The sequence below is a fragment of the Salipiger abyssi genome, assembly GCF_017311415.1.
Classification (GTDB): Bacteria; Pseudomonadota; Alphaproteobacteria; order Rhodobacterales; family Rhodobacteraceae; genus Salipiger; species Salipiger abyssi_A.
This window is the reverse complement of the sequence record NZ_JAEKIS010000024.1, coordinates 1-22,649: the sequence shown is the minus strand read 5'-3', so window position 1 is coordinate 22,649 and position 22,649 is coordinate 1. Positions and strand designations below refer to the sequence as shown.

Below are 22,649 nucleotides of genomic sequence, written 5' to 3'. Positions count from 1 at the left end.
TGCCTGTCACTTGGCCAACCGCTCCGGCGACAGATCCTCGATGATGGGGCAGTCGGGCCGGTGATCCCCGGCACATTTTTCCACCAGTTCGGCGAGCGTCGCGCGCATGGATTGCAGTTTCGCGATCTTTTCCTCGATCTGGCGCAGATGGTCTTCCGCAACCGCCTTCACTTGCATGCTTTCGCGGTTTTCATCCTCGTAGAGCGACAGGAGCGTCCTGCAATCTTCGATGGTGAACCCCAAGGCCCGTGCGCGACCCAGAAACGCCAGCTTGTGAATGTGGCTCTCGGTGAACGCGCGGTAGCCGTTCTCGCTACGGTTCGGGCGGATCAGCCCGATGTCCTCGTAGTAGCGGATTGTTTTTGGGGGCACACCCGATTGTCGGGCAACGTCTCCGATGTTCATGTCGAACCTCCGTTATTCTGCTGGAGCAGGAGTGGCGGCTGCCAGCTCTGCCGGGATTGCGCGCTGCTCGTCCATCGCAGGCGCGATGCGCCGCAGCCGCAGGGCATTGGTCAGGACAAACACCGAGGACAACGCCATCGCACCCGCCGCAAGGATTGGTGACAGGAGCAACCCAAAGGCGGGATAAAGCACCCCGGCAGCGACCGGAATAAGTGCCACGTTGTAGGCAAAGGCCCAGAACAGGTTCTGCCGGATGTTGCGCATGGTCCGCCGCGATACTTCGAAGGCGTTCACCACGCCGCGCAAATCGCCCGACATCAGGACGACATCCGCAGATTCGATGGCCACATCGGTGCCGGTTCCAATGGCGATGCCCACATCGGCATGCGCCAGCGCCGGGGCGTCGTTGATCCCGTCGCCGACAAAGGCGATGCGCTTGTTCCCTTGGCGCAAACTGTCGAGCGCCGCAACCTTGCCGTCCGGCAGGACGCCGGCGATGACGTGGTCGATACCGGTTTCGCGGGCGATGGCTTCGGCGGTTTCGCGTTTGTCGCCGGTGATCATCGCAACCGCAAGACCCTTTTCGTGCAGCGCTGCGATGGCTGCGCGGCTTGCCGGTTTGACCGGATCGGCCACGCCGATCACGGCGGCGACACGCCCATCTATGGCAGCGTAAAGCGCCGTGCGACCCTTGCTTGCGATCTTCGTTTCCTCTGGAGCCAATGCCGAGACGTCAATGCCTTCGCGCGCCATGTAGCGGTCGGCCCCAACCAACACCTCCACGTCTTCGACCACGGCGCGCACGCCGTAACCTGTGACCGATTGAAAGCCTTCGGCCGCCACAAGAGGTGCGCCCTCGGCCCGCGCGGCCCGCACGATGGCGTCCGCGACAGGATGCTCGGAGAGCGACTCCACGGCAGCGATCTTCGAGAGCGTTGTTGGGCGATCGAACCCTTCCGCCAGCACAAGGTCAGTCAGTGCGGGTCGCCCCTCGGTCACCGTGCCTGTTTTGTCGAGGGCGACCACATCAACGGAATCAAGTTGCTGCAAGGCGTCACCTTTACGGAACAGGACACCCATTTCCGCAGCACGTCCCGTCCCGACCATGATCGAGGTCGGCGTCGCAAGCCCCATCGCGCAGGGGCACGCGATGATGAGCACCGACACACCGGCGACCAGCGCCATCGTCAGGGCCGGATCAGGCCCGAAAAACAGCCAGACCAGCACGGTCGCCGCCGCGATCGCCATCACGGCAGGCACGAACCACAAGGTGATCCGGTCGACCAATCCCTGGATCGGCAGTTTGGCGCCCTGGGCCTCTTCGACCATGCGAATAATCTGCGCCAGGGTCGTGTCGGCGCCGACCCGCGTGGCGAGGAACTGTAGGCTTCCGGCGCCGTTGACCGTCCCGCCGGTCACCGTATCTCCGGCACCTTTTTCAGCGGGGATCGGCTCGCCTGTCAGCATGCTTTCGTCGACGCGGCTGGTCCCCTCGATGACCTCGCCATCGACCGCGATGCGTTCACCAGGGCGCACGATGACGATGTCACCCTGAACCAGCGCATCGATCTCGATCTCGACGCTTTCTCCGTCCCGCATCACGCGTGCAGTCCGCGCCTGAAGCCCTAATAGCTTCTGGATGGCCGCGCCCGTTCTCCCCTTGGCGCGCGCTTCAAGAAACCGCCCCAGAAGGATCAGAACGACGATGACCGCTGCCGCCTCGAAATAGACGGTGCGCAGCGTGTCAGGCAGGACCGACGGTACGAATGTCGCAACCACGGAATAAAGGTAAGCCGCCCCGGTGCCGACCGCGACGAGGCTGTTCATGTCGGGGGCACCCCGGAACAAGGCCGGGAAACCCTTGGTGTAAAACGTCCGGCCCGGGCCGAAGAGAACGATTGTCGTCAGCACGAACTGAAGAAGCCAACTCGTCTGCTGGCCAATCGTGGTCTCGATCAGCATATGAACGGCCGGAATGACGTGGCCACCCATTTCGATCAGGAAGACCGGCAAGGCGAGGATGGCCGCAAAGGTGACCCGTTTGGCAAGCGCCTGAGCCTCTTCCTCCTTGCGCGCAACTCTGTCGTCACCGGCCTGGGCCGTTGCCACGGTTGCTGGATACCCTGCCGCGCCGCTTGATTCGATCAGATCGGATGTCGTGACAAGACCTTCGACGTAAATGACCGTCGCCGTCTCTGAGGCGAGGTTGACGTTCACCTCGACCACCCCGGGCACCGCGGCAAGCGCCTTATCGACCCGCCCGACGCAAGAGGCACAGGACATCGCTGCAATCGTGAGTTCGGCCCTGGCCTTCCGCGCGGGGTAGCCCAGCTCGCGAAGGGATTCGATGATGTCGGGAATGCGCTTGAGCGCGTCCACGCTCATGCGAGCAGTTTCCGAGGCAAGGTTCACCGACACATCCTCTACGCCGTCGATTGCATTCAATGCGCGATCGACCCTGCCAACGCAGGACGCGCATGACATGCCTTCGATCGGCAGGCTGATCTGTTTGGGTTCGGGCATATGTGTCACCTGTTTTTCCATTCGAAGTGGAATATGAGGCTTCCAGTTACTGGAGGGTCAATGGGAGGGCGCCAAATAAATTTCTTCACTTGACCTTCCAGCGGGGGGAAGCCCCATGTCACCGATAGAAATCAGATCAAGGAGTGGTTCCGATGAAGTTCAGCGTTCCGGACATGAGCTGTGGGCATTGCACCGCAGCAATCGAAAGCGCGGTGAAGAGCGCAGATCCGAATGCAGGCGTAGAATGTGACCTTTCTGCCCGACAGGTGCATGTCGACAGCGTGTTACCAGCCGATCAGGTCCAAGCGATCATTCGGGATGCGGGCTACAACGTGGAACCTGCGGCCGCTTGATGCAGTGCCTGGACCACCCAAGGGTGGTCCGGGCACAGAATTTCAGTCTTCGACTTTGCGGGCTTCCTCGACCAAGTCGGCAAGCTGCGCCTTTTCGACGAAGCCCGGGACCAGCGCATCCCCGATCACGAAAGACGGCGTGCCGTTAAAGCCCAGAGCTTGGGTCAGTTGCATGGAGGTCGCAATGTGCTCTTCGACCTCGGGGGCCTCCATGTCCTTGCGCAACTGCGCGATATCCAGGCCGATCTCCTCGGCCACGCGCAGCACGGAGGCCTCTTCCGCGCGGCCTTCCAGCCCCATCATTGCCCAGTGAAACTCTTCGTATTTGTCCTGCTTGCGCGCTGCCAAGGCCGCTTTCGCGGCAAACACCGATCCGTCTCCGAGAATGGGCCATTCACGATAGACGAGGCGAATGTTGGGATCGTCTTCGATCAAAGCCCGCACCTCGGGTTTGACCCGCCGACAATAGGGACAGTTGTAGTCGAAAAATTCCACAACAGTGACGTCCCCTTCCAGGTTGCCGAGAACCGGCGCATTCGGATCGTTCTCGATCAGATCGCGCTGGTCATTCAGAACTTGGGCCTGACTGAGCTCCTGCGCTTGCGCCTGCCTTTGTTCGAGGATCGCCACGGCCTCCATGACAATCTCCGGGTTCTCGCGGATTGCCTCGAGCACAAGTTCCTTGACCCGGGACTCTGACAGTTCGTCCGCGAGTGCCGGTATCGGAAGCAAGGCAGCTATCGCGACCGTCGTGAAGGCTTGTCTGAAACGCATTTTAGTTCTCTCCCCGTTGTTCGTCGGCTTCTGTCCGCGCGGCCTGGACTTCGCGGATGCGGTCTGGCCAGGTGGACCGGATGAAGGCCAGGATGTTGTGAATTTGCTGGTCGGTCAGCACGTCTGCGAAACCGGGCATGCCACTGTCGAATTCGACGCCCTGACGCGCCAGAAGCGCCGCACCCCCCAGTTTTGTGTAATCGAAGAGCAGGCTGTCAGGATGATGCCAGGTGTGACCCGTCTCATCATGTGGTGGTGCTGGCAGGCGCCCATCCGCGCCGGGCGTTCGCCATTCCGGCTGGCCTTCCAGACCCGCGCCATGACAAGACGCACAGTTTTCTGCGTAGAGCAACGCGCCTTCTTCGATGTCGTAGCTCTCCGCCCTGGACGCGCTGCCGACATCCGAGGATGCACTGGTCGAGAGCCAATACGTGAAGGCGGCTGCTGCGACAGTGATCGGAAGGGACCAAACGAGATATCTCATGTGACCCGTATCCAGGTTGTCATGCCAGATGCGGCGTGGCTGAGCATGTGGCAATGGAACAGCCACTTGCCGGGATTGTCTGCCGTAAAGGCGATCTCCCGGGACTCGTTGCCGGCCAACAGGATCGTGTCCCGCATCGGCCCGAACGCGCCGTCGGGGCGCAGCTCGCGGAAATGCATCCCGTGCAGGTGCATCGCATGTGGGAAAACGGTCTGGTTCTCGATCTTCAGGCGCACCGGCTCGTTCAGGGATAGATCGGCCAGTGGCGTGTAGGTCATTTCGGCGACATCATTCAGGGCCCAGAATTTGCCCGCTTGGGCAAGCTGACGGAATCCAAGACGTTCCCCGCCAAGCAATGCGGACTGCATTCGCCCCATTGCCCCGCCGGACATGACCAGTCGCAAATCACGCGCATCGGCAAGGTCCGGGGCGTGTGCCGCGGGGTTCGGCGGCAACGGCAGTGGCTTGCCTCTTGGTACTGAACTGGCTGTGCCGTTGACCAGAAAACTCACCAACGGGGTCAGTTGATCATCATCGCCGATGCGAAGCAATTGGGCGGTGCCGCCTTCGTCTTCGGTCACATCCACAATTAAGTCGACGCGCTGTGCCGGGCCGAGGATCAACTCGCCGTCAACCGACTGGGGTTGGCCGGTTGGCATTCCATCCACGGCCACCGTCCAGCCACTGAATCCAGAGAGCCTCAGCGGGAAAATTCGAGCGCTTGCTGCGTTGATGATCCGCAAGCGAATGCGCTCGTTGCGCTGCGCGGGCAAGGTCAGGTCATAGCGCCCGTTGGTCGTGATAAAGTTGCCGGTACGTCCACCGTGGCTCATCATCATGGGCTGTTCGAAATTGTCGAACAGCTGCCCGCTCTCAGGGTCGAGCAACCAGTCCTCCAGAACGATGACTTCCTCGCGGTCGATGTCCGGTCCATCGACCTCTTCGACGATCAAGGCACCGCGCAGACCACGCGCGACTTGCTCGTATGAGCGATTATGCGCGTGATACCAATAGGTGCCCGCGTCCGGTACGACGAAGTCGTAGTCAAAGGTTCCACCCGGCGCTACGGCCTCTTGGGTCAGCCCTGAAACGCCATCCATCGCGTTGTCGATCCGGATTCCGTGCCAGTGAACCGAACTGGGATCGGGTACCTCGTTGCGAAACCTGCGACGCACCCGATCGCCTTGTGTGACCCTGATTTCCGGGGCCGGAACGAGGCCGTCATAGCCCCAGATCTCTGTTTCCGGGTAGGTGTCCGGAAGAAGCTGTCGACGTGCAACCTTGGCAATCAGGTCCTCGAACGGGGTCGCGGCAAAAGCCGACTGCGGGATGGCCGCCGCGCAGGCCGCCAGTGTTGCATGGCGCAAGAAATCCCGACGTGTTTGTCTCATTTCGATCCTCGAGAAAGCGGGGGCGTGTTGCCCCCGCGTGGTGTTAGTTCGACGCGGGGTTCTCCGCCTCGACCGTGTCCTTGTTCAGCAGGAAAAGCGCCATCGCTTCGCGATCGGCAGGTGTCAGAAACCGAGTTCCCTCGCGAACCACTTCCGCCATGCTGCCGCCGAAAGCATCGCCCGAAGGGGTGATGCCGGTCTGGAGCGCATAAGCGAGGTTTGAAACCGTCCAGTCATTTTTGACCAGGTCTTTTGGCCGTATCGCGGGGGCCTTGCTGCCACCGGGAAGCTGGGCGTTGCCTGCAAAGGAAGCACCGATATCGCGGCCTCCCGCAAGATTGCGCGGCGTATGGCAGGCTCCGCAATGTGCCGCACCGCGCACCAATTCCCGTCCTCGATTCCATGCGTCGCTTCGCCCTTCAATCGGTTCGGTATCCGGATCGTAGAAGAACGCCGCTCGCCAGAGCTTCAGCCCCCATCGTTGGTCGAATGGGAAGCTGACATCATTTTCTGGTGCAGGCTCGTCCACGGGCGGCACGGTTTGAAACGCCGCCCAGAGGTCAGCGATATCCTGATCAGAAAAATCCGCATAGAAGGTGTACGGGAAAGACGGATAGTACGGCGTTCCATCGGGGCCGATGCCTTGCCGCACGGCTTTTGCGAACTGTTCTGCCGTCCATTCGCCCATGCCATGTTCCGGGTCTGTCGTCAGGTTGGGCGGGTAGAACGTTCCGAACGGGGTTTCGAGCGGCGCCCCTCCGGCAAGTGGTGCGCCGCCCGCTTCAAAATTGGTATGACAGGCAATGCACCCACTGGCGCGCGCCAGATATGCGCCCCGGTCGACATTGCCCTCTATTGCAATCGGAGTCACTGCACTGCCGACAGGCCATGCAATCACGACGCCGAGGCTGGCCGCGCCGAGCACGGCGGCCCCGCTGACGAGTGTCAAGAACCGGCGCATGGTCAGTCTTCTTCCGCCCGGAAGCGTTCATGGCATGCGGAACAGACCTGGGTAGTCATCGCGAATGCTGCGTCGGCGGGCATTTCGGCAATGGCGGCCGCATCCATCATGTCGCCTCGGCCCATCATCGTGCTCCCGCCCATCATGGTTGTATCGCCTCCCATCATTGACCCGCCGCCCATCATCGAGGCGCCATCCATGGAGGTATTGCCGCTCATGCCGCCCAATCCATTGTCGGCTGCGCGTTCCAGGCCCTCAGAGTATTCTTCCAGCTGACTTGCCAATGCCGCGAAGCGCTCCCAGTCGGTCCACACCTCGTCCTTGGCTTCCGAGGGCATGCCCCCTGTGCCCTCTGGGAACAGCTTTGTCATGCTCTCACCGGCGTGCTGCTGGAACAGGCGCGCGGCATCGCGCACTGTTTCTGCGTCATAGGCCGTTTCGCCCCGCATCATCGGGGCCACGGTCTTGACCGCCTTCCCCATTGCAAGCATGGCATCCATGCGCTCTTTCACGATGCCGGTGGCACCGCTATGCGCGAATGCCGTGACCGCAGTACCTGCAATCAACACTGCCGCTACGATAGTCGTCTTTTTCATGTCTTCGATCCTTCTTTGGGTCTGCTTTTCGAGCGATGTGAAATCAGACCCACCGTCGGGGCGGTGGAGGATCGCTGATCGGGCGCAATTCGGTTCGTTGGATCGCGCCGTCTTGCATGACGGCTTTCAGAAAAGAAGGCTCGTACGCCATGTTCGGCTGAAGCAATAACGCTGCCGGGACAGAACAATCGAGGCCTGGATGGCAGTGGCCAGAGGCCTCGGTCGATGGCCCTGCGTCTTCGTGACCATGGTATTCCTGCCCCAACGACGTTTCACCATGATATACCGGCGCCTCTGGCACCCCGAGTACTACAAGGAAAAGGCCGAAAACGGCCGACAGAATCCATCGGTTCGTCTTCGACCAACGCATCAGTTGATCCCGTTGGCCCGCTGCAATTCGCGGACATAGGCGGCCACCATCTTGACGTCTCCTTGGGTCAATCCCTCGATCTTAGGCATATTACCGAAATTCCAGTGATGTGCACGGACGCCGTTTTGAGCTGCCAGAACAAAAGCCATGTCCGAATGGTGGCTCGGTTCGTAGATCTTGTGCACGAGAGGCGGCGCAACACCGTTGCGACCGGCGGCATTTTCGCCGTGACACTCGGAACATTTTGCCTCGAATATGTTCTTCCCAAGCGCCGCCTGCTGCGAGAGTGCGTCAGGCAGCTGGACCTGGACGATCGGATCGCCTTCGGCAATCTCGCTTGTGTCAGGTGGCGTCATGGAGTGGCCAACCGCTAAATCTTCGGCTCCAACGAACTGCCAAACGGCAAAACCCCCGCCGATAACAAAAACGGCACCAATCAGCGCAGTTAATTTGTCCATGCCTGTATCTTCCGCCTTGCCCGTTGGGTCAGATGAGTTTGACTTGAGTGCCGACAGGCGCTCGCTCGTAGACTTCCTCGATCTGTTCGTTGAACAAACCGATGCAGCCGTTTGACGACCGGCGGCCGATCTTGCGCGTGTCCTGTGTCCCGTGAATACGGTAGTACTGCCACGACAGGTACAGTGCGCGAGTACCCAAGGGGTTGTCCGGATCACCCCCCTCGATACGTGCCGGCCATTCCGGATTGCGTTCCCGCATGGAGGGCGTCGGCGCCCAACTGGGGTTTTTGCGTTTTTCCACCACTTCAGTGTAACCGCGTTTGGTGAGTTCGTCGGTCAGCGGAACGGATGTCGGGTAAATCCGCATCTCGCCGTCCGCTGTCCAGTGCTGTAGCGCCATCGTCACGGTGTCTGAGATGATGATCCCTTTGCCGAGCGTGTCGAAATGGTCTTGCCAGTCATGAACTCGGAAAGAAGAAATGTTGCGGCGAATGGTTTCGGCTCGAACCACGCTTGGTGCAACCAAAGCGACAGCCGCATACCCCAACAGGCTTCATCGATTGATCTTGTTGTTTCGCGATGTCGTCATGACACACTCCTAGCCTACGGTTTGTACATGTCTTTTACGGGAGACCCGGCATCAGGCAACCTGACAAGGCCGCGAGAAGTGTATCCATTTGTATCCTTGACCTTACCCTGCTGGAGGGTCGCAAATGACGCCAGGAACGAGACAAAGAGGGTGTCATGGACGACGAAAATCCCAAGAATAAGCCGATTACAGACAAGCTCATGCATTACGGAATGATGGCGTGTTGCATTGTGATGCTGTTGCCCGTGATCGGTTTTTTTCTCGCTGGCGGAACGCTTGCGGGTATGTGGGGCAATGCATCGGCTTTCGCCCCGCTCCTGTTGTGCGTTGGAGCGCATCTTGTGATGCATAGATTCATGGGGAAATCGTGCCATTCCGACAAGGCAAACGATACTATCGAGGAAGCGCCCGAGCCCATAAGTTCCGTGATTCCTAGCGTCGCCCGCAACAGGCAGTGATGTGCGAGGGAAAGCAAAGGTATTCGTATTGCTGTTGATGGTTACATTACTTGGAGGTTGCGCGGGAAGCCTTGCAGACTGCCTAGATCTGAAGGCTATCGTGTCCACGAAGCAAGCGTCAGACCTTCTGCCGGATGGGTGTCGAACCCTTTCATCTTCTGCGACTGGCGTTGCGCGAATTGTCTGTGCGGACGGTCGTCAGGGTTTTGCCACAGGTGGACTTTGACGCAATTTCCGCCGTCCTGGCGAAATCTGCGGAAAATATGGGAAGGAAGCAGGTATCTTGATCGATTGCCTTTTGATCCTGCGACGGGTTTTGCTTATTCCCTTCGTGCTCCTGGCCGTTGTCTCTGGAAGTGTCGCGGCAGCAACCTCTGCTGAATACCAGAGCGCGCCACTCACCGCGCATCTCATTAGTGTACAGGACGGCGTTCCCGAGAACACACAGACTCTGTCAGCCGGGCTTCACCTTCAACTGAACGAAAACTGGAAGACCTATTGGCGGTCGGCGGGCGAGGTGGGAATACCGCCTTCGGTCGAATGGAGCGGTTCCGAAAACGTCGCAGATGTCGAATTCATGTGGCCCGCCCCGACGCGCTTCACCGCCTTCGGCATCGAAAATTTTGGTTATGCGGGTGAAGTCGTCTTTCCGCTGCGCATAACGCTCAAAGATCCCGGCGCACCTGTGACTCTTTCCGCGCAGGTCAAACTGCTGGTGTGCTCCAATGTCTGTGTCCCGGAAGAGTTTGACCTGTCACTTCGCCTCGGACGGGGCAACGTCATCGACAGCACTTCGGCTGGGCTGATCGGTACGTTTTCCGAGCGCGTCCCCGAAGGGGCCAAGACGAGCGGCGTCAGCGAGGCAAATGCCTTCATCGACGAAGACCTCACGGAGTTGATCGTCAGCCTTCGCGTCGATGAACCACTCCAGTCGCCGGATGTGTTTCCCGAACTGGGTATGGGTGTTGCGCTTGGCAAACCCGATATCCGTTTGGGAGAAGAGGATCGTTTGCTTTGGGCGCGCTTGCCGATCCTCTCGTCGAATACGGATGTGACAGTGGCTCCGTCGATTACCGTCACCGACGGCGAGAACCGGGCCTTCACGATCATCGCGGATCGCGTGGCGCAAGGAATAGCACCACCCTTTGAACTGGCCGCCACGACACCGGACATGATGGAACTGATCTGGATTGCCGCGATCGCGCTGCTGGGCGGATTGATCCTGAATGTGATGCCCTGCGTGCTGCCGGTGCTGTCCATCAAGGTGTCGTCTGTGCTCAAACACACCGATCACGACACAACCCGTGTCCGGTTCGGTTTCGTCGCTGCCAGCGCCGGCATCATGACGTTCATGTGGGGTCTGGCGCTCGTCCTCTGGGCGCTCCAGACGGCAGGCCTCAGCGTCGGGTGGGGTTTGCAGTTTCAAAGCCCGCTGTTTCTTGCGGCGATGATCGCTGTCCTGCTCGTCTTTTCGGCAAATCTGTTCGGAGCGTTCGAGTTCGCCCTTCCACACGGCATGCAGACGCGGCTTGCAGGGGCCGGAGGACGCAACGGGTATTCCGCCGACTTTTTCACTGGCATGTTCGGTGCCGTCATGGCGACGCCTTGTTCGGCACCGTTCCTCGGCACCGCGGTGGCCTTTGCTTTGGCCGGGCGTGGCGTGGACATCCTCATCGTCTTTACGAGCCTCGGGCTCGGCCTCGCCCTGCCCTATCTCGTCATCGCCGCGTTCCCGCGTCTGGTCGCATTCATGCCCAAGCCTGGTCGATGGATGCTGATCATCAAAAGCGTCATGGGGGTTTTGTTGCTTGCAACCGCCGTGTGGCTGTTCTGGGTGCTCGACGGTGTCGCCGGGCTTGCGTCTGTCATCGCGGTCGCGGCGTTGTCCGGTCTCGCCGTTCTGATACTATCTCTCCCGAATGTGCAGTCCCAATTCAGGTGGTCTATTGCCATAGCCAGCCTTGTCCTGGCCATTGCCGCAGGTCCTCTCTTGCAGCAATCAGCACCTGCGCGTTCGACGCCGCAGTTGGCAATGGCTTGGATCGCATTTGATCGTTCGGAAATAGCGAAACGCGTGTCCGCAGGAGAGGTCGTTTTTGTCGATGTGACCGCTGACTGGTGTCTGACTTGCAAAGCGAACAAGACACTTATCATCGATCGGGAGCCAGTCCGGAGCGCGCTTGAAGCGCCTGGAGTCACGGCGATGCAGGCAGATTGGACACGCCCGGACACGCGCATTTCCCGCTACCTTGAGAGTTTCGGCAGATACGGCATCCCCTTCAATGCCGTCTACGGACCATCGGCACCGAACGGCATTGTGCTGTCCGAATTGCTAAAAACCGAGGACGTGATGAACGCCTTGGCGCAAGCCAGTGGTCGGGATGTTTCCGCAAAGGTTGCCGGACAGGAGTGACCTGCTCGACCGGGACACCGAGCAGTAGTCAGCCGCCGAGCCGCTCAAGCGCGGCACGGACCGCCGCACGCCGAGGATCACTGGCGGGCTGCTGCTCCAACAGCGCTTCAGCCTTGCGGTAGGCCTCAACGGCGCGATCGGGCTCCTGAAGGACGGTATAGGCATTTGCCAGCCGCATCCAACCATCCAGATCGTCCGGTTCATCCTCAAGACGCTCGGCCAGCCGCGAGACCATCGATCGGATGAACTCCGCGCGATCCGCGTCATTCATCTCCGACGCCGCCGCGACATCTGCGGCACTCGGGCCTGGTTGCGACGTCGGCCCGCTGGGTAGATTGACGACCGGAAGGTCAGCTGCCGCTGCAATCCGGTTGATCTGCGCTGCATAGGTCTCCATCCAGGGAACGTAAGCCTCTTCCTGATTCAGTCGTGAAACAAGCAGATCGTAGGCCTTACGCGTCTCTTCTTGCTGAAAGTAATACAGAGACTCGAAGTAGGTTGCCGCAGGATTGGATGGGTCAAGGTCCAAAGCGCGATCAATGGCCAATTTCGCCCGTGGAATAACAACGCCGTCATTGGCAACCGCGACAGCCTCTGCCAGCATGGAGAATGTCGCGGAGGTGGCATCCTCCCGTTCGGCAACGACTTCGAAGGCTTCGACGGCATCGGCTGCTCTGCCCATGCGCTGATAGGTCTGGCCCAACAGCATCCACCCTTCGCTAGGGCCGCCGGTCGGATCGGATACAAGCCTTTCGCGAAGTTGTATTGCCAGCGCCGTCACTTCATCAGTCTGTGCCCGCTCCTCTGCACGGGCAGCGAAGGCCATTGAAGGAACCTCCGGCGATCCCATCGTCAGATAGTAGCCCGCGGCAATAACCGGCGCGAGGACCGCCGCGACAACGAGAGTGACTCTGCCACCATTACGGGATGATCCGGCTTTTTCTTCCGAATTGCGGGTCGTCGCGAGGATCCGTTTCTTGATCTCGAGTCTGGCCGCTTGAGCTTCCTGTTCAGAAATCAAACCGCGGTCCATGTCTCGTTGGATTTCCCGCATCTGATCGGCGAGGATCGCCGGTACCGCATCCCCTCTGGTGAGAGTGTTCGATTTGGACAGCAGCAGCGGGTAGAGGACAATTCCGATTGCGACCAGCGTCAAAAGAACGAAAATACCCCAGATCATGACGCATCCCCCGCTTCGTTTTGCCTGAGAATTTCGGACACGGTGTTCTCATCCTCCGAGCCCAAGTCTTCAAATGCCTCTTGCTTTCGCCGACTCATCAGTAGCCCGCCACCAACGAAAACCCCGATCAGAACGAAAGCGATCGGAGCGAACCAAAGCGCGTAGGTCGCAGGCTCCAGAGGCGGTTTCAGCAGCACGTAATCCCCGTACCGCGCCCGTATGTATTCGATCACCTCCGCGTCGCTGTCTCCAACGACCAGGCGCTCGCGTACGAGCAGACGCAAGTCCCGCGCCACACCCGCGTTCGAACTGTCGATGTCCTGGTTCTGACAGACGACGCATCGTAGATCCTTGGAAATCTCCCGCGCACGCTGTTCCAATACCGGGTCGGTCAGCATTTCGTCCGGTTCCACCGCATTGGCGGCAAAGGGAAGGAGCCCGATGCAAAACGCGAAAATCAACTGTCTCATGAACCTGCTCCATTTGGCAGTGCGCCTGCCTGCTTCAGGGCTTGCGTGAACCGTTCGACGGCGTCCGGACCCACGACCGGCCCGACATAGCGAAACAAAACGGTGCCATCGCTATCGACGATGAAGGTTTCCGGCACGCCCGACAGGCCCCATTCGATCCCGGTCCGGCCCGACAGGTCGGACCCGATCCGCTCGTAGGGATTGCCGAGGTCATTGAGCCACTTCACGGCATCCTCAGGTTTGTCTTTGTAGTTTATTCCGAACAACCGCATGCCGTCTCGTTCGACAAATCTTGTCAACACGGCATGTTCCGCGCGGCAGGGCACGCACCAGGACGCAAAGACATTGACCACGACCGGTCGTTCGTTGCCGACAAGATCGCTTCGGGCCAGGCCGGGTGTCTCCAACCCCGGCACGGGATCGAGGTCGAACGCCGGGGCCGGTTGCGAGATCAGGACGGAAGGGATCTCGTTGGGATCCCGGTCGGGATTGAGCCCCCAGAGAAAAAACCCACCGAATATGACCGCCGCAATAAACGGCAGCCCGGCAATGAGACGTTTCATCTTCTCTCCTACTCGGCAGGAACGGCATCGGTGGCTGGCTGTTTGGCACGGCGCGGCGCCCCGACCCTCAAACGGCGATCCGACAAGGACAAACAGCCACCGATCACCAGCAGGATCGAGCCGATCCAGATCAGGTTGACGAGCGGTTCATAGAGGATCCGAAGGGTCCATGCTCCGGCGTTGTTCACTTGATCGGAGGCTGGCGTTGCAATCGACGTATAGAGATCACCCGCCAATGTGGAGCGGATGGCCGACTCCGTCGTCTGGCTTTCCGCGACCGGGTAATACCGCCGTTCCGGGAAAAGTGTCGTGACCAATTCGCCATCCCGACGCACCACAAGGGTGCCGCGATCCGCGATGTAGTTCGGCCCTTGAACCTTTGCGGCCCCTTCGAAGGTGATGTCGAACCCGGCGATCGTGACTTCGGTCCCGGGGGCGGCAAAGACGATCTCCTCACTCTTCCATCCGGTCGAGCCGATCATCCCCATCATCAACACAGCGACGCCGGCATGGGCAAGCGTCATACCGTGAGAGGCGCGTGGCAGGTTGCGCACGCGTCTCGCGCTCTCTGCAAGGGAAACCTCGAACAGACGGATGCGTAGCGCCCATTCCCGCAGGGTCGCAAAAAGCAGCCACGCTGCGCCGAGGATGGCAAGATAGGCCATGATCGGCCCACCGTTCAGAAGATACCATGCGGCCAAGGCTGCAATGACCGCCAGCACGGCCACGAATTGGATGCGATCGAGCAAACCGGCGATATCAGCCCGCTTCCACGACAGGAATGGACCAAGACCCATGAACACGACCAGTGCCAGCATCATCGGAATGAAGGCCGCGTTGAAGAAAGGTGGACCGACCGAGATCTTGTCCCCGGTGACAGCCTCCAGGATCAGTGGATAAAGCGTCCCGAACAGGACCGTTCCCGTAGCGGCGGCCAGAATGAGGTTGTTCACGAGCAGCCCGGCCTCGCGGCTGATCGGGCGAAACAGACCACCCGGCTCCATTTCGGGCGCCCGCCAGGCGTAGAGCGCCAGCGACCCACCGATGGACACGGCCAGCAGACCCAGAATGTAAAGCCCGCGCTCTGGATCGACGGCGAAGGCATGCACGGATGTAAGCAGGCCTGACCGGACGATGAACGTCCCGAGAAGTGAAAGCGAGAAAGTCAGGATGGCAAGTAGGATGGTCCAGCTTTTGAACGCGTCGCGCTTTTCGGTGACGATGGCGGAATGCAGCAGCGCCGTGCCCAGAAGCCAGGGCATGAAGCTCACGTTCTCGACCGGGTCCCAGAACCACCAGCCGCCCCAGCCCAGTTCATAATAGGCCCACCACGATCCAAGAGCGATACCTGCCGTAAGGCTGACCCACGCGGCCAATGTCCACGGGCGGACCCATCTGGCCCAGGCCGGATCGACGCGCCCTTCCAGAAGAGCCGCAACGGCAAAGGAAAACACGATGGAGAAGCCGACATACCCGAAATACAAGAGCGGCGGGTGCATGGCGAGACCCATGTCCTGAAGCAACGGGTTGAGGTCATTGCCGTCGAGCGGCGGCGGAAACACCCGCTCGAAGGGGTTCGACGTCAGCAGCAGGAAGGACAGGAAGCCGACGCTGATCCACGCCTGCACCGACAAGGTGCGCGCCTTGGTCTCGGCGGGGATGTTCGATCCGAACCAGGCGACGCCCGCGCCGAACACCGCGAGTATCAGGATCCAGAGCAGCAGCGAACCCTCATGGCTGCCCCAGGTCCCGGCCACCTTGTAGAGCATTGGCTTGAGCGAATGGGAGTTCTCGACGACGTTCCTGACGGTAAAATCGCTGACGATGAAAGCCTGCATCAGCGCTGCGAAGGCGATGGCCACAAACAGCACTTGTCCTATTGCCGTCGCCTGGGCGGATTTCATCCAGACGGCATTTCTACGCGACGCACCTGCAATCGGTAGAACACTCTGAACAAGCGCAAGCGCCAGTGCGAGGGCCAGTGCGAAGTGACCAATTTCCGGGACCATGGCGTTCTTTCCTATTCAGCGTCGGTGGGCGTCGCGTCGGACGGCTTTGGCGTCCGCGGCGGGGTCTATTCGTCGAGCGTTGCTTTGCGGCGACGGAACTCTTCTTCGTCGATTTCCCCATTTGCAAAGCGGCGCCTGAGCGCTTCCTGCGCGTCCGAGTCCGGGGGACGGGTGCCATTGTCCCGCAGCCTGAACACCAGAAACACCACCAATGCGATCAGCGCACCCCAGAAGGCGAGCATCATGAAGCCGCCCATAAAGCCATAGCCACTGCCCCACATGTGCCCCGTCCAGGAGCCTGGTCCATCAGCCTGCGCCATGCTGGCGGGCAAGCTGGCCAGCAACGGCAGGATCAACGCGTTCAGTTTCATCTGTTTCTCCTTCGATCAGTTCGGTTTCATCCAACGGGATGGTGACAACAGCGCGCAAACCCGCGCTGTTCTGATTGACCAGCTGGATATCGCCGCCATGGGATTGGACGATTGTCCTCGCGATTGAGAGCCCAAGCCCATAACCGCCCGTTTCCAGAGACCTCGATTGCTCGAGGCGATAGAACGGATCGAAGACCTTTTCCAACTGGTCGACGGGAATGCCGGGCCCATTGTCATCGATGTTGAGTACGAGGTTCGAACCGTGGGTCGCCCAGCTGACTTTTGCGGCACCACCGTAGCGAACGGCGTTCTCAAGCAAGTTCCTCAGTGCCCTTCGGAACGCGTTGGGTCGAAGCCGCACGGCAACATCATCACTCGGGGCAAAGGTGCAGTGTGCCGCCATATCGCTGCACAAGCTGTCCAGAAAATTGCGCAGATCGACCACTTCGGCACCTTCGGATCCGGTAAGGCCGCGTGCAAAGGTGAGCGTCGCTTCGACCATACTCTGCATCTCTTCGACCGATGCGATGAGGCTGTCCCGCGTCTCTTCTTCGTCAACCAGCTCCGCGCGGACACGCATGGCAGTCAACGGCGAGCGTAAATCGTGGCCAAGGGCTGCGAGCATACGTGTACGATCACTGACAAACCGGGTCAGCCGTCGTTGCATGCGGTTGAATGCGACGGTCAGATCTCTGACCTCGGTCGGCCCTGTGACCGCCAATTCGCCCACATCTTCGCCCCGGCCAAGATGGTCCGCGGCCTTCGACAGGTGCCGCAAAGGACGCGTCAGGCGCGTCATTACAAACCAGAAGATCGCCACCAGAAGCAGTCCGGCGGAAATCCCGAAGGTCAGCATCGAATAGAAAGGCCATTGGATCGGCGGTCGCTCGAACCGCGTTCCGACATTCAGCCAACGCGCTCCCTTGATGGCGATGGACAGGTTCATTTCAACCGCTGTCAACTCTCCGCGCATCATCGCGAGATGCATTTCTGTCATCTCGTCCGAGAGATTGGGAAGAGGCCGCAACTCGCCCTCGACCTCGTGCAATTCAACGCGAATATCCCGGCTGTAGCTGTCATCCATCAGGGCGCGTATGCGCGCTTCCACGATGCCGCCGTCCGAATGACCGGTGTGATCCACGATCGGAGCGTCCGACAGATCGAACCGGATCAGAGGCGAATTTGCCGCGCGAAGGATCGAGTCCTGCAGATCCAGCGGGGCCTCTTCGATCAACCGCGCGACATTCGCTGCGCGACCCGCGGCCTCGAATCCTAAAGCTGCACGGATCGCAAGGCTGCGCTCGTCGGCGAACAGGAACAGGCTGATCACCTGGGCCACGACAAGTGCCGCGACCACAAGCAGGATCAATTGGCCGCTCAGAGATCTCATCGCACGGCGCATCACGGCGCATCCTCGACATCGGCAGCCAGACAGTATCCGCCGTTCCGCACCGTTTTGATGACACTGGGCCTAAGTACATCCGGCTCGATTTTGCGGCGGAGACGGCTGATCTGATTGTCGATGGTGCGATCCATCGGGCCTGCCGTCCGACCAGCGGTCAGGTCAAGCAACTGGTCACGGCTGAGCACCATCCTCGCGCGTTCCAGCAGGACCGCCAGCAATTTGAACTCGGAGGTCGTCAATGGGGTCTCGGTGGTGGACTCGTCAATCAGCACCTGCCGGTCGGTATCCAGTATCCAGTGCGCAAAAGAGACTTTCCTCCCAGCGAGGCTTCCGGCCACAGGTTCGTCGCGGTTGCTTCTCCGAAGAACCGACTTGATGCGGGCGAGCAGTTCTCGTGGATTGAACGGCTTGGCGAGATAATCGTCCGCACCGATTTCCAGACCCACGATCCGATCCGTTTCCTCACCAAGCGCCGTCAGCATGATGATCGGAAGATCACCCTCTGGCGCAAGTCTGCGGCAAACCGACAAACCGTCCTCGCCCGGCATCATGACATCGAGCACGAGGAGGTCGAAGTGACCAGTGGCCAGCTTGGCATCCATCTCCACGGCATCCCTGGCGACGGTCGTGCGCATTCCGTTCTTCTCCAGGAAGCGCGCGACGCTTTCGCGTATCTGAGCGTGGTCGTCCACGATAAGGATATGAGGTGGCGGTCCCATGGCGTCCTTCCTAGATCATCGTTGCATTCTGTTTCATGGGCAGAATTGTAGCCGTTTGTATCAGGTCAGTCCCTTGCTACAGATGGATACAAATCTGTGCCTGCACCGTGTCGTGCTCCCGGGTAGCGTCGCGCGTATGTTATGTGACCTTTGGGATCGCAACCGATCAAAGGATGAGGTTTTCGAATATGGCTCTTGATTTGAACCGGCGCCGTTTCGTTCTGGGTGCTCATATGACGGTGCTGACCGTCGCGGCGTCACCGCTGTTGGCGCAGAGCCGATCTGTCTGGTCGGCAGAGAATGCCTTTGACGCGCTTCTATCGGATACGGCGCGGATCATCGATGTCAGAACGCACAAAGAGTGGCAAGAAACCGGCGTAGGTGCTGGTGTATGGCCGATAAGCATGCACGCGTCCGGTTTTCCGGACCGATTGTTCAGGGCCAAGGAACTGAGCGGTGATCGCACTGTTGGACTGATCTGCGCCACTGGCGGACGCTCCGCATCGCTGCTTCGAGCGTTGAGACAAGCTGGTTATTCGGGCTACGCCGATATCTCGGAAGGGATGTTGGGATCAGGCGAAGGGCCTGGCTGGATCGCATCGAACTTGCCGACCGTTCCGGTGGATGTCGCCCTGAACGGGTTGCCCCCCGCGTTGGCCTGACCAGTGAAGAATCAATTGGTCCCGTTGTGCTAAAAGCCTGATGTATGGTCAAATTGACCTGTTTGAACAGGAAGACGGGTTTGGGTGTATGACCGAGTTGATGGCTATGTTTGTCGGAATATGCGCGGCGATCGTGATGGGAATTGTCCATCATTATGCGTTGTCGGGCATTCTGAAGTTTTCCCCGCAGCGGTCGGATGGCTCCGGCTTTCGGATCATCCTGACGTTTTCCACGTTGCTGTTGCTGCATGTCTTGGAACTTGTGACGCTCGCCGTGTTCAACACGATGGTGGTGGCAAGCGTTCTGCCGCAATCGTTCAGCAACAGCCCTCCGATGTTTCAGGATGTTCTCTATGTTACGGGCATCTCGTTCTCGACCCTTGGCTATTCGTCCATAGAGGTGGTCGGGCCCTTTCGACTATTGCTGATGCTGCAATCGCTTTTGGGCTTCATGTTGCTGACCTGGTCAGCGACGTTTCTTTACTCAGCCTGCCAGCAAGTCTGGCAGAAGGCGAAAGATGACTGAAAATCGCCACGCGCGTCGGACATGAGCTTGGCGTCAGCGTCAAATACGTCCTGATATCGGTCCTTTGACCTCACCGTGGAACGGTTGAGTGAGCGCTGCGTTGCGCGCGTGGATGAATAGCCCTTGACCTTCCAGTTGCTGGAATCCCTAGGTACAAAGCCATGGCACAGATTTTCGAAAAGACAGGCGATCACGTATCGCACCATCGACACGGGGATATCTTGAAATCTCCCGTATGGGTTGGCGTGTTGCTTGTCGTTCTCACATTGCCGGCTCACCTTTTTTTGGATGAGCAAAGCTCGATAGCTCTTGCTTCGATCACGCTTGCTTTGATTGGCGGTGCCTATATCGGCTTTGGCGCTGCGGACGGCAGAGCGCGCGTGTTCTGGGCAGAGCTCGCGGTCGCCCTTTTGTTCGGCTTAGCAGCGTTCCTGGGGCTGATATGGCAGTGGGCCTTCCTCCCCTTGGGCTTGGCCCTTCACGCCCTTTGGGACATGTCACACCACAATTCTTATCGTCTCGCCCGGATTCCGAACTGGTATATTCCATTCTGCGTGGCCTTTGACCTTTTTTTGCAGCGACGTTCTTCGTTCTGCTCTATGCCGTGTTTTGATCCATGATGATGCGCATCCTTCTTATGGCGGTGTTCCTGATGGGAGTCGTCGCATTGGCCTTCCCGGACGTCCTTGGCGTTGACATTCGCCTGCCGGATCGCGCGGAAATTGACCGCTGGATCGAGGCGGCAGGTCTTGCCGGACCAATTGTCATCGTGGCGCTCATGACAATCGCTATTGTCGCAAGCCCCCTGCCCTCGGCGCCAATCGCACTCGCCGCCGGAGCGGCTTATGGACACACGTACGGGACGCTCTTCGTCGTTCTAGGTGCGGAACTCGGTGCGCTTGCCGCCTTTGGTCTGGCCCGCGGCTTGGGTCGTCCCTTCGTTGAGCGTCATCTCGGTCAGAAGATTAACGCAGGCCTGTTCGGGTCCCAGAACACTCTGACCTTCCTGGTCTTCGGCAGTCGCCTGATGCCGTTTCTGTCCTTCGATATGATCAGTTACGCCGCAGGTCTGAGCAAGCTGCATCTTTGGAGGTTCGCGCTGGCCACGATGGCCGGGATTATTCCAGCGAGTTTCTTGCTCGCTCACATGGGCAGCCAGGCGATGAACGGCGATGCCCGCACTGCCACATGGACCGCACTTGCGCTGGGTGGCTTTACCGGCCTGTCGGTTCTCTTCGCCGCGACGCGAAAGACCGGTACGAAACGGAAGGAGAGCTGATATGGCCAGTCATTCCCACGCCGGGCATATGCCGAGTTCCGGCAAGGCCCTTGTGATTTCGGCCTGGCTCACCGGCGTCTACTTCGTGATTGAACTGGCCGTCGGGCTCTGGACTGGCTCGATTGCCGTCCTGTCGGATGCGTTTCACACCCTGTCGGCGGTTGGCGGCGTTCTGGTGGCCATCATCGCGCAGCGCATTGCGCGCCGCCCGGCGGATTCGGCGCGGAGTTTCGGCTGGTACCGCGCCGAGATCATCGGGGCACTGGTGAATGGCGGCTTTCTTCTCGGTATGGCGCTTCTGGTGATCTGGATGGGCGCGATGCGGCTCGGGAATCCGATTCACCTGGCCACGGGTCCCATGCTCTGGGTCGCCTTCGGAGGCCTGGTCACCGAAGTGATCTCGCTGGGGCTGATGTGGCAATCGAGCAAGGACGATCTGAATGCCCGTGGTGCGCTCTGGCACATCATCCAGACCTTTGTCGGCAGCCTCCTGATCATCGTCACCGCTCTAGTGATCGAGTTCACCGGCTTTCTGGCGATTGACCCGATCCTCGGCATGGCGTTCGGGGTGGTTCTCCTCTGGGCCTCCGTCGGCGTCATCAAGGAAGCGGTCCACATCCTCATGGAAGGCACGCCAGAGGGAACGGATCTCGAGGCTGTGACGACGGACCTGCGCGGCCAGGACGGGGTTCTGGACGTTCACCATGTGCATGCCTGGACGCTGACCAGCGGCAAACACGCATTTTCTGCCCATATCCGCCATGGTGAGCCCGCAGAGGCCGCGGACCTGCTGAACCGGGCCTATCGGCGGCTGACGGAACAGCATGGGTTTCACATGGTCACGCTGCAGCTCGAAACAGAGTGTCTCGACGAGCGCCACGCGCGGGATCTTGATATAGTCCAGATAGCGGCTGCAAAGGCTGCTGTCGCGTTGCCCTTTAATCTGAGACGCGACGCGTTTGGCGACAATTTTTGCCCTTAATTGTGAGATACGGCTGTCATGGGGCCCCTGTTTCTCGCGCACCTTTGCGCGATGTGATCAACCGCGGCAAGCAATCGAGGCTCCTTCTCGAAGGCGCGCAAGAGAGCAACCCTTGCATAGTCGTCGATGCTTTTGCTGACGATGGCTGCCTTAGCCAAGGGATGAGATCGAGCGGCGGCGATTGCGGCGAGGCAGAACAGCCTAACTTCCGATCTGGGGTTCTGGACAGCGAACGACGGATCCCCGCGGAAGGTTTTGAGTGACATGGCAAAGGTGACTGCGCGCATTGCGCGCCGAAGTTGCTTGGGGCCGCGCGAGCGCGCGGCGCACTCAAGCATCTCTGCCCCGCGGCGCGCTCGGTATATCAGTTTTCCAGATATTTGTTCCTCACGGAGTTTGCCAAGGGTCTGCACAAGTCTCGTCCCGCAAACTTGGCAGTCAAATGCCCAGGCCCGCCTCCAATGCCTGAGCAAAAGACCCTCTCTGGAGCATCGCAGGCAATGCTGGAATGGCATCTGAGCCGTCAGTGAGGCTTCTCGTGGCGTCATTGCCGGAAAGGTCAAAGATCGAACAACATCTGGGTTAACCCGTAACCGACCGGTTGATACCGTCGCCTGATCCTACGACTTCCAGTTCCACGGGAGCAGTTCGTCGAGGCGGTTGATCTTGTGATCGTGGATACGGTCGAGGACATCAGCAAGCCACGCT

Annotated in this window: 25 protein-coding genes; 8 read left to right on the top strand and 17 right to left on the bottom strand. The window is 59.8% G+C overall.

All coding sequences use genetic code 11. The annotated features are described in order from the left end of the window. Positions 1-6: 6 nt before the first annotated feature. Complete coding sequence (gene cueR, locus I6N89_RS22030; RefSeq protein WP_007803416.1) at positions 7-405, bottom strand: Cu(I)-responsive transcriptional regulator; 399 nt, start codon at positions 403-405, stop codon at positions 7-9. 12 nt (positions 406-417) lie between these two features. Next, entirely contained in the window at positions 418-2,928 is a 2,511-nt protein-coding gene (locus I6N89_RS22025) for a heavy metal translocating P-type ATPase (protein ID WP_007803414.1), read from the bottom strand. A gap of 152 nt (positions 2,929-3,080) precedes the next feature. Here I6N89_RS22025 and I6N89_RS22020 point away from each other — a divergent pair, with 152 nt between their 5' ends. Beyond that, positions 3,081-3,281: a heavy-metal-associated domain-containing protein gene (locus I6N89_RS22020; RefSeq protein ID WP_007803412.1), complete on the top strand. Its 201-nt coding sequence runs from the start codon at positions 3,081-3,083 to the stop codon at positions 3,279-3,281. A 42-nt stretch (positions 3,282-3,323) separates the two neighbouring features. Here the strand turns inward: I6N89_RS22020 and I6N89_RS22015 are convergent, their stop codons facing one another. The 7 genes from I6N89_RS22015 to I6N89_RS21985 form a co-directional block, all read right to left on the bottom strand. Then, the gene (locus tag I6N89_RS22015) at positions 3,324-4,055 is read right to left on the bottom strand and encodes a DsbA family protein (RefSeq protein ID WP_009807488.1); all 732 of its coding nucleotides are present in this window, start codon (positions 4,053-4,055) and stop codon (positions 3,324-3,326) included. Position 4,056: 1 nt separating this feature from the next. Beyond that, positions 4,057-4,539, bottom strand: a complete 483-nt coding sequence (locus tag I6N89_RS22010; RefSeq protein ID WP_007803408.1) for a c-type cytochrome — start codon at positions 4,537-4,539, stop codon at positions 4,057-4,059. Beyond that, positions 4,536-5,930 (bottom strand): multicopper oxidase family protein, encoded by a 1,395-nt coding sequence (locus tag I6N89_RS22005; RefSeq protein WP_007803406.1) that lies wholly within the window; start codon positions 5,928-5,930, stop codon positions 4,536-4,538. The genes I6N89_RS22010 and I6N89_RS22005 overlap by 4 nt, the downstream gene beginning before the upstream one ends. Positions 5,931-5,973: 43 nt before the next feature. Further along, entirely contained in the window at positions 5,974-6,891 is a 918-nt protein-coding gene (locus tag I6N89_RS22000) for a c-type cytochrome (protein WP_007803405.1), read from the bottom strand. Between the two features lie 2 nt (positions 6,892-6,893). Beyond that, a complete protein-coding gene (locus tag I6N89_RS21995; protein WP_007803403.1) occupies positions 6,894-7,487 on the bottom strand; it encodes a c-type cytochrome in 594 nt (197 codons plus the stop codon). Between the two features lie 369 nt (positions 7,488-7,856). Continuing rightward, entirely contained in the window at positions 7,857-8,315 is a 459-nt protein-coding gene (locus I6N89_RS21990) for a c-type cytochrome (protein ID WP_007803401.1), read from the bottom strand. Between the two features lie 28 nt (positions 8,316-8,343). After that, complete coding sequence (locus tag I6N89_RS21985; RefSeq protein WP_229673415.1) at positions 8,344-8,865, bottom strand: L,D-transpeptidase; 522 nt, start codon at positions 8,863-8,865, stop codon at positions 8,344-8,346. Positions 8,866-9,059: 194 nt separating this feature from the next. On the opposite strand from I6N89_RS21985, the gene I6N89_RS21980 reads away from it, so the two are divergent. Together I6N89_RS21980 and I6N89_RS21975 are read left to right on the top strand one after the other, a co-directional pair. Then, positions 9,060-9,362, top strand: coding sequence for a DUF2933 domain-containing protein (locus I6N89_RS21980; RefSeq protein WP_007803398.1), 303 nt, complete (start codon positions 9,060-9,062; stop codon positions 9,360-9,362). A gap of 283 nt (positions 9,363-9,645) precedes the next feature. Beyond that, the gene (locus I6N89_RS21975) at positions 9,646-11,775 is read left to right on the top strand and encodes a protein-disulfide reductase DsbD family protein (protein ID WP_009807485.1); all 2,130 of its coding nucleotides are present in this window, start codon (positions 9,646-9,648) and stop codon (positions 11,773-11,775) included. 28 nt (positions 11,776-11,803) lie between these two features. Here I6N89_RS21975 and ccmI read toward each other — a convergent pair whose 3' ends face one another. The 7 genes from ccmI to I6N89_RS21940 form a co-directional block, all read right to left on the bottom strand. Then, the gene (gene ccmI / locus I6N89_RS21970; protein ID WP_008327282.1) at positions 11,804-12,955 is read right to left on the bottom strand and encodes a c-type cytochrome biogenesis protein CcmI; all 1,152 of its coding nucleotides are present in this window, start codon (positions 12,953-12,955) and stop codon (positions 11,804-11,806) included. Next, the gene (locus I6N89_RS21965; protein WP_009807484.1) at positions 12,952-13,425 is read right to left on the bottom strand and encodes a cytochrome c-type biogenesis protein; all 474 of its coding nucleotides are present in this window, start codon (positions 13,423-13,425) and stop codon (positions 12,952-12,954) included. Before I6N89_RS21965 ends, ccmI begins: the two co-directional genes overlap by 4 nt. Continuing rightward, the gene (locus tag I6N89_RS21960; RefSeq protein WP_009807483.1) at positions 13,422-13,988 is read right to left on the bottom strand and encodes a DsbE family thiol:disulfide interchange protein; all 567 of its coding nucleotides are present in this window, start codon (positions 13,986-13,988) and stop codon (positions 13,422-13,424) included. Before I6N89_RS21960 ends, I6N89_RS21965 begins: the two co-directional genes overlap by 4 nt. Positions 13,989-13,996: 8 nt before the next feature. Further along, positions 13,997-15,997, bottom strand: coding sequence for a heme lyase CcmF/NrfE family subunit (locus I6N89_RS21955; RefSeq protein ID WP_012187039.1), 2,001 nt, complete (start codon positions 15,995-15,997; stop codon positions 13,997-13,999). A 65-nt stretch (positions 15,998-16,062) separates the two neighbouring features. After that, positions 16,063-16,368: an SHOCT domain-containing protein gene (locus I6N89_RS25570; RefSeq protein ID WP_222481198.1), complete on the bottom strand. Its 306-nt coding sequence runs from the start codon at positions 16,366-16,368 to the stop codon at positions 16,063-16,065. Further along, the gene (locus tag I6N89_RS21945) at positions 16,304-17,770 is read right to left on the bottom strand and encodes an ATP-binding protein (RefSeq protein WP_009807480.1); all 1,467 of its coding nucleotides are present in this window, start codon (positions 17,768-17,770) and stop codon (positions 16,304-16,306) included. The genes I6N89_RS25570 and I6N89_RS21945 overlap by 65 nt, the downstream gene beginning before the upstream one ends. Next, entirely contained in the window at positions 17,770-18,492 is a 723-nt protein-coding gene (locus I6N89_RS21940) for a response regulator (protein WP_007803380.1), read from the bottom strand. Before I6N89_RS21940 ends, I6N89_RS21945 begins: the two co-directional genes overlap by 1 nt. Positions 18,493-18,680: 188 nt before the next feature. Between I6N89_RS21940 and I6N89_RS21935 the strand changes: the two genes are divergently transcribed. The 5 genes from I6N89_RS21935 to I6N89_RS21915 all read left to right on the top strand — a co-directional run bounded on the left by I6N89_RS21935 (position 18,681) and on the right by I6N89_RS21915 (position 21,941). Beyond that, complete coding sequence (locus tag I6N89_RS21935) at positions 18,681-19,154, top strand: rhodanese-like domain-containing protein (RefSeq protein WP_008327269.1); 474 nt, start codon at positions 18,681-18,683, stop codon at positions 19,152-19,154. A gap of 88 nt (positions 19,155-19,242) precedes the next feature. Continuing rightward, positions 19,243-19,680: an ion channel gene (locus I6N89_RS21930; RefSeq protein ID WP_222481193.1), complete on the top strand. Its 438-nt coding sequence runs from the start codon at positions 19,243-19,245 to the stop codon at positions 19,678-19,680. A gap of 161 nt (positions 19,681-19,841) precedes the next feature. Continuing rightward, a complete protein-coding gene (locus I6N89_RS21925; RefSeq protein WP_236016780.1) occupies positions 19,842-20,300 on the top strand; it encodes a DUF6010 family protein in 459 nt (152 codons plus the stop codon). Then, positions 20,297-20,959, top strand: a complete 663-nt coding sequence (locus I6N89_RS21920) for a TVP38/TMEM64 family protein (RefSeq protein ID WP_207020552.1) — start codon at positions 20,297-20,299, stop codon at positions 20,957-20,959. Before I6N89_RS21925 ends, I6N89_RS21920 begins: the two co-directional genes overlap by 4 nt. A 1-nt stretch (position 20,960) precedes the next feature. After that, a complete protein-coding gene (locus I6N89_RS21915) occupies positions 20,961-21,941 on the top strand; it encodes a cation diffusion facilitator family transporter (protein ID WP_009807478.1) in 981 nt (326 codons plus the stop codon). A gap of 620 nt (positions 21,942-22,561) precedes the next feature. Here I6N89_RS21915 and I6N89_RS21910 read toward each other — a convergent pair. Further along, positions 22,562-22,649, bottom strand: an 88-nt coding sequence (locus I6N89_RS21910) for a transposase domain-containing protein (protein ID WP_207018952.1), incomplete at its 5' end; no start/stop codon positions are given.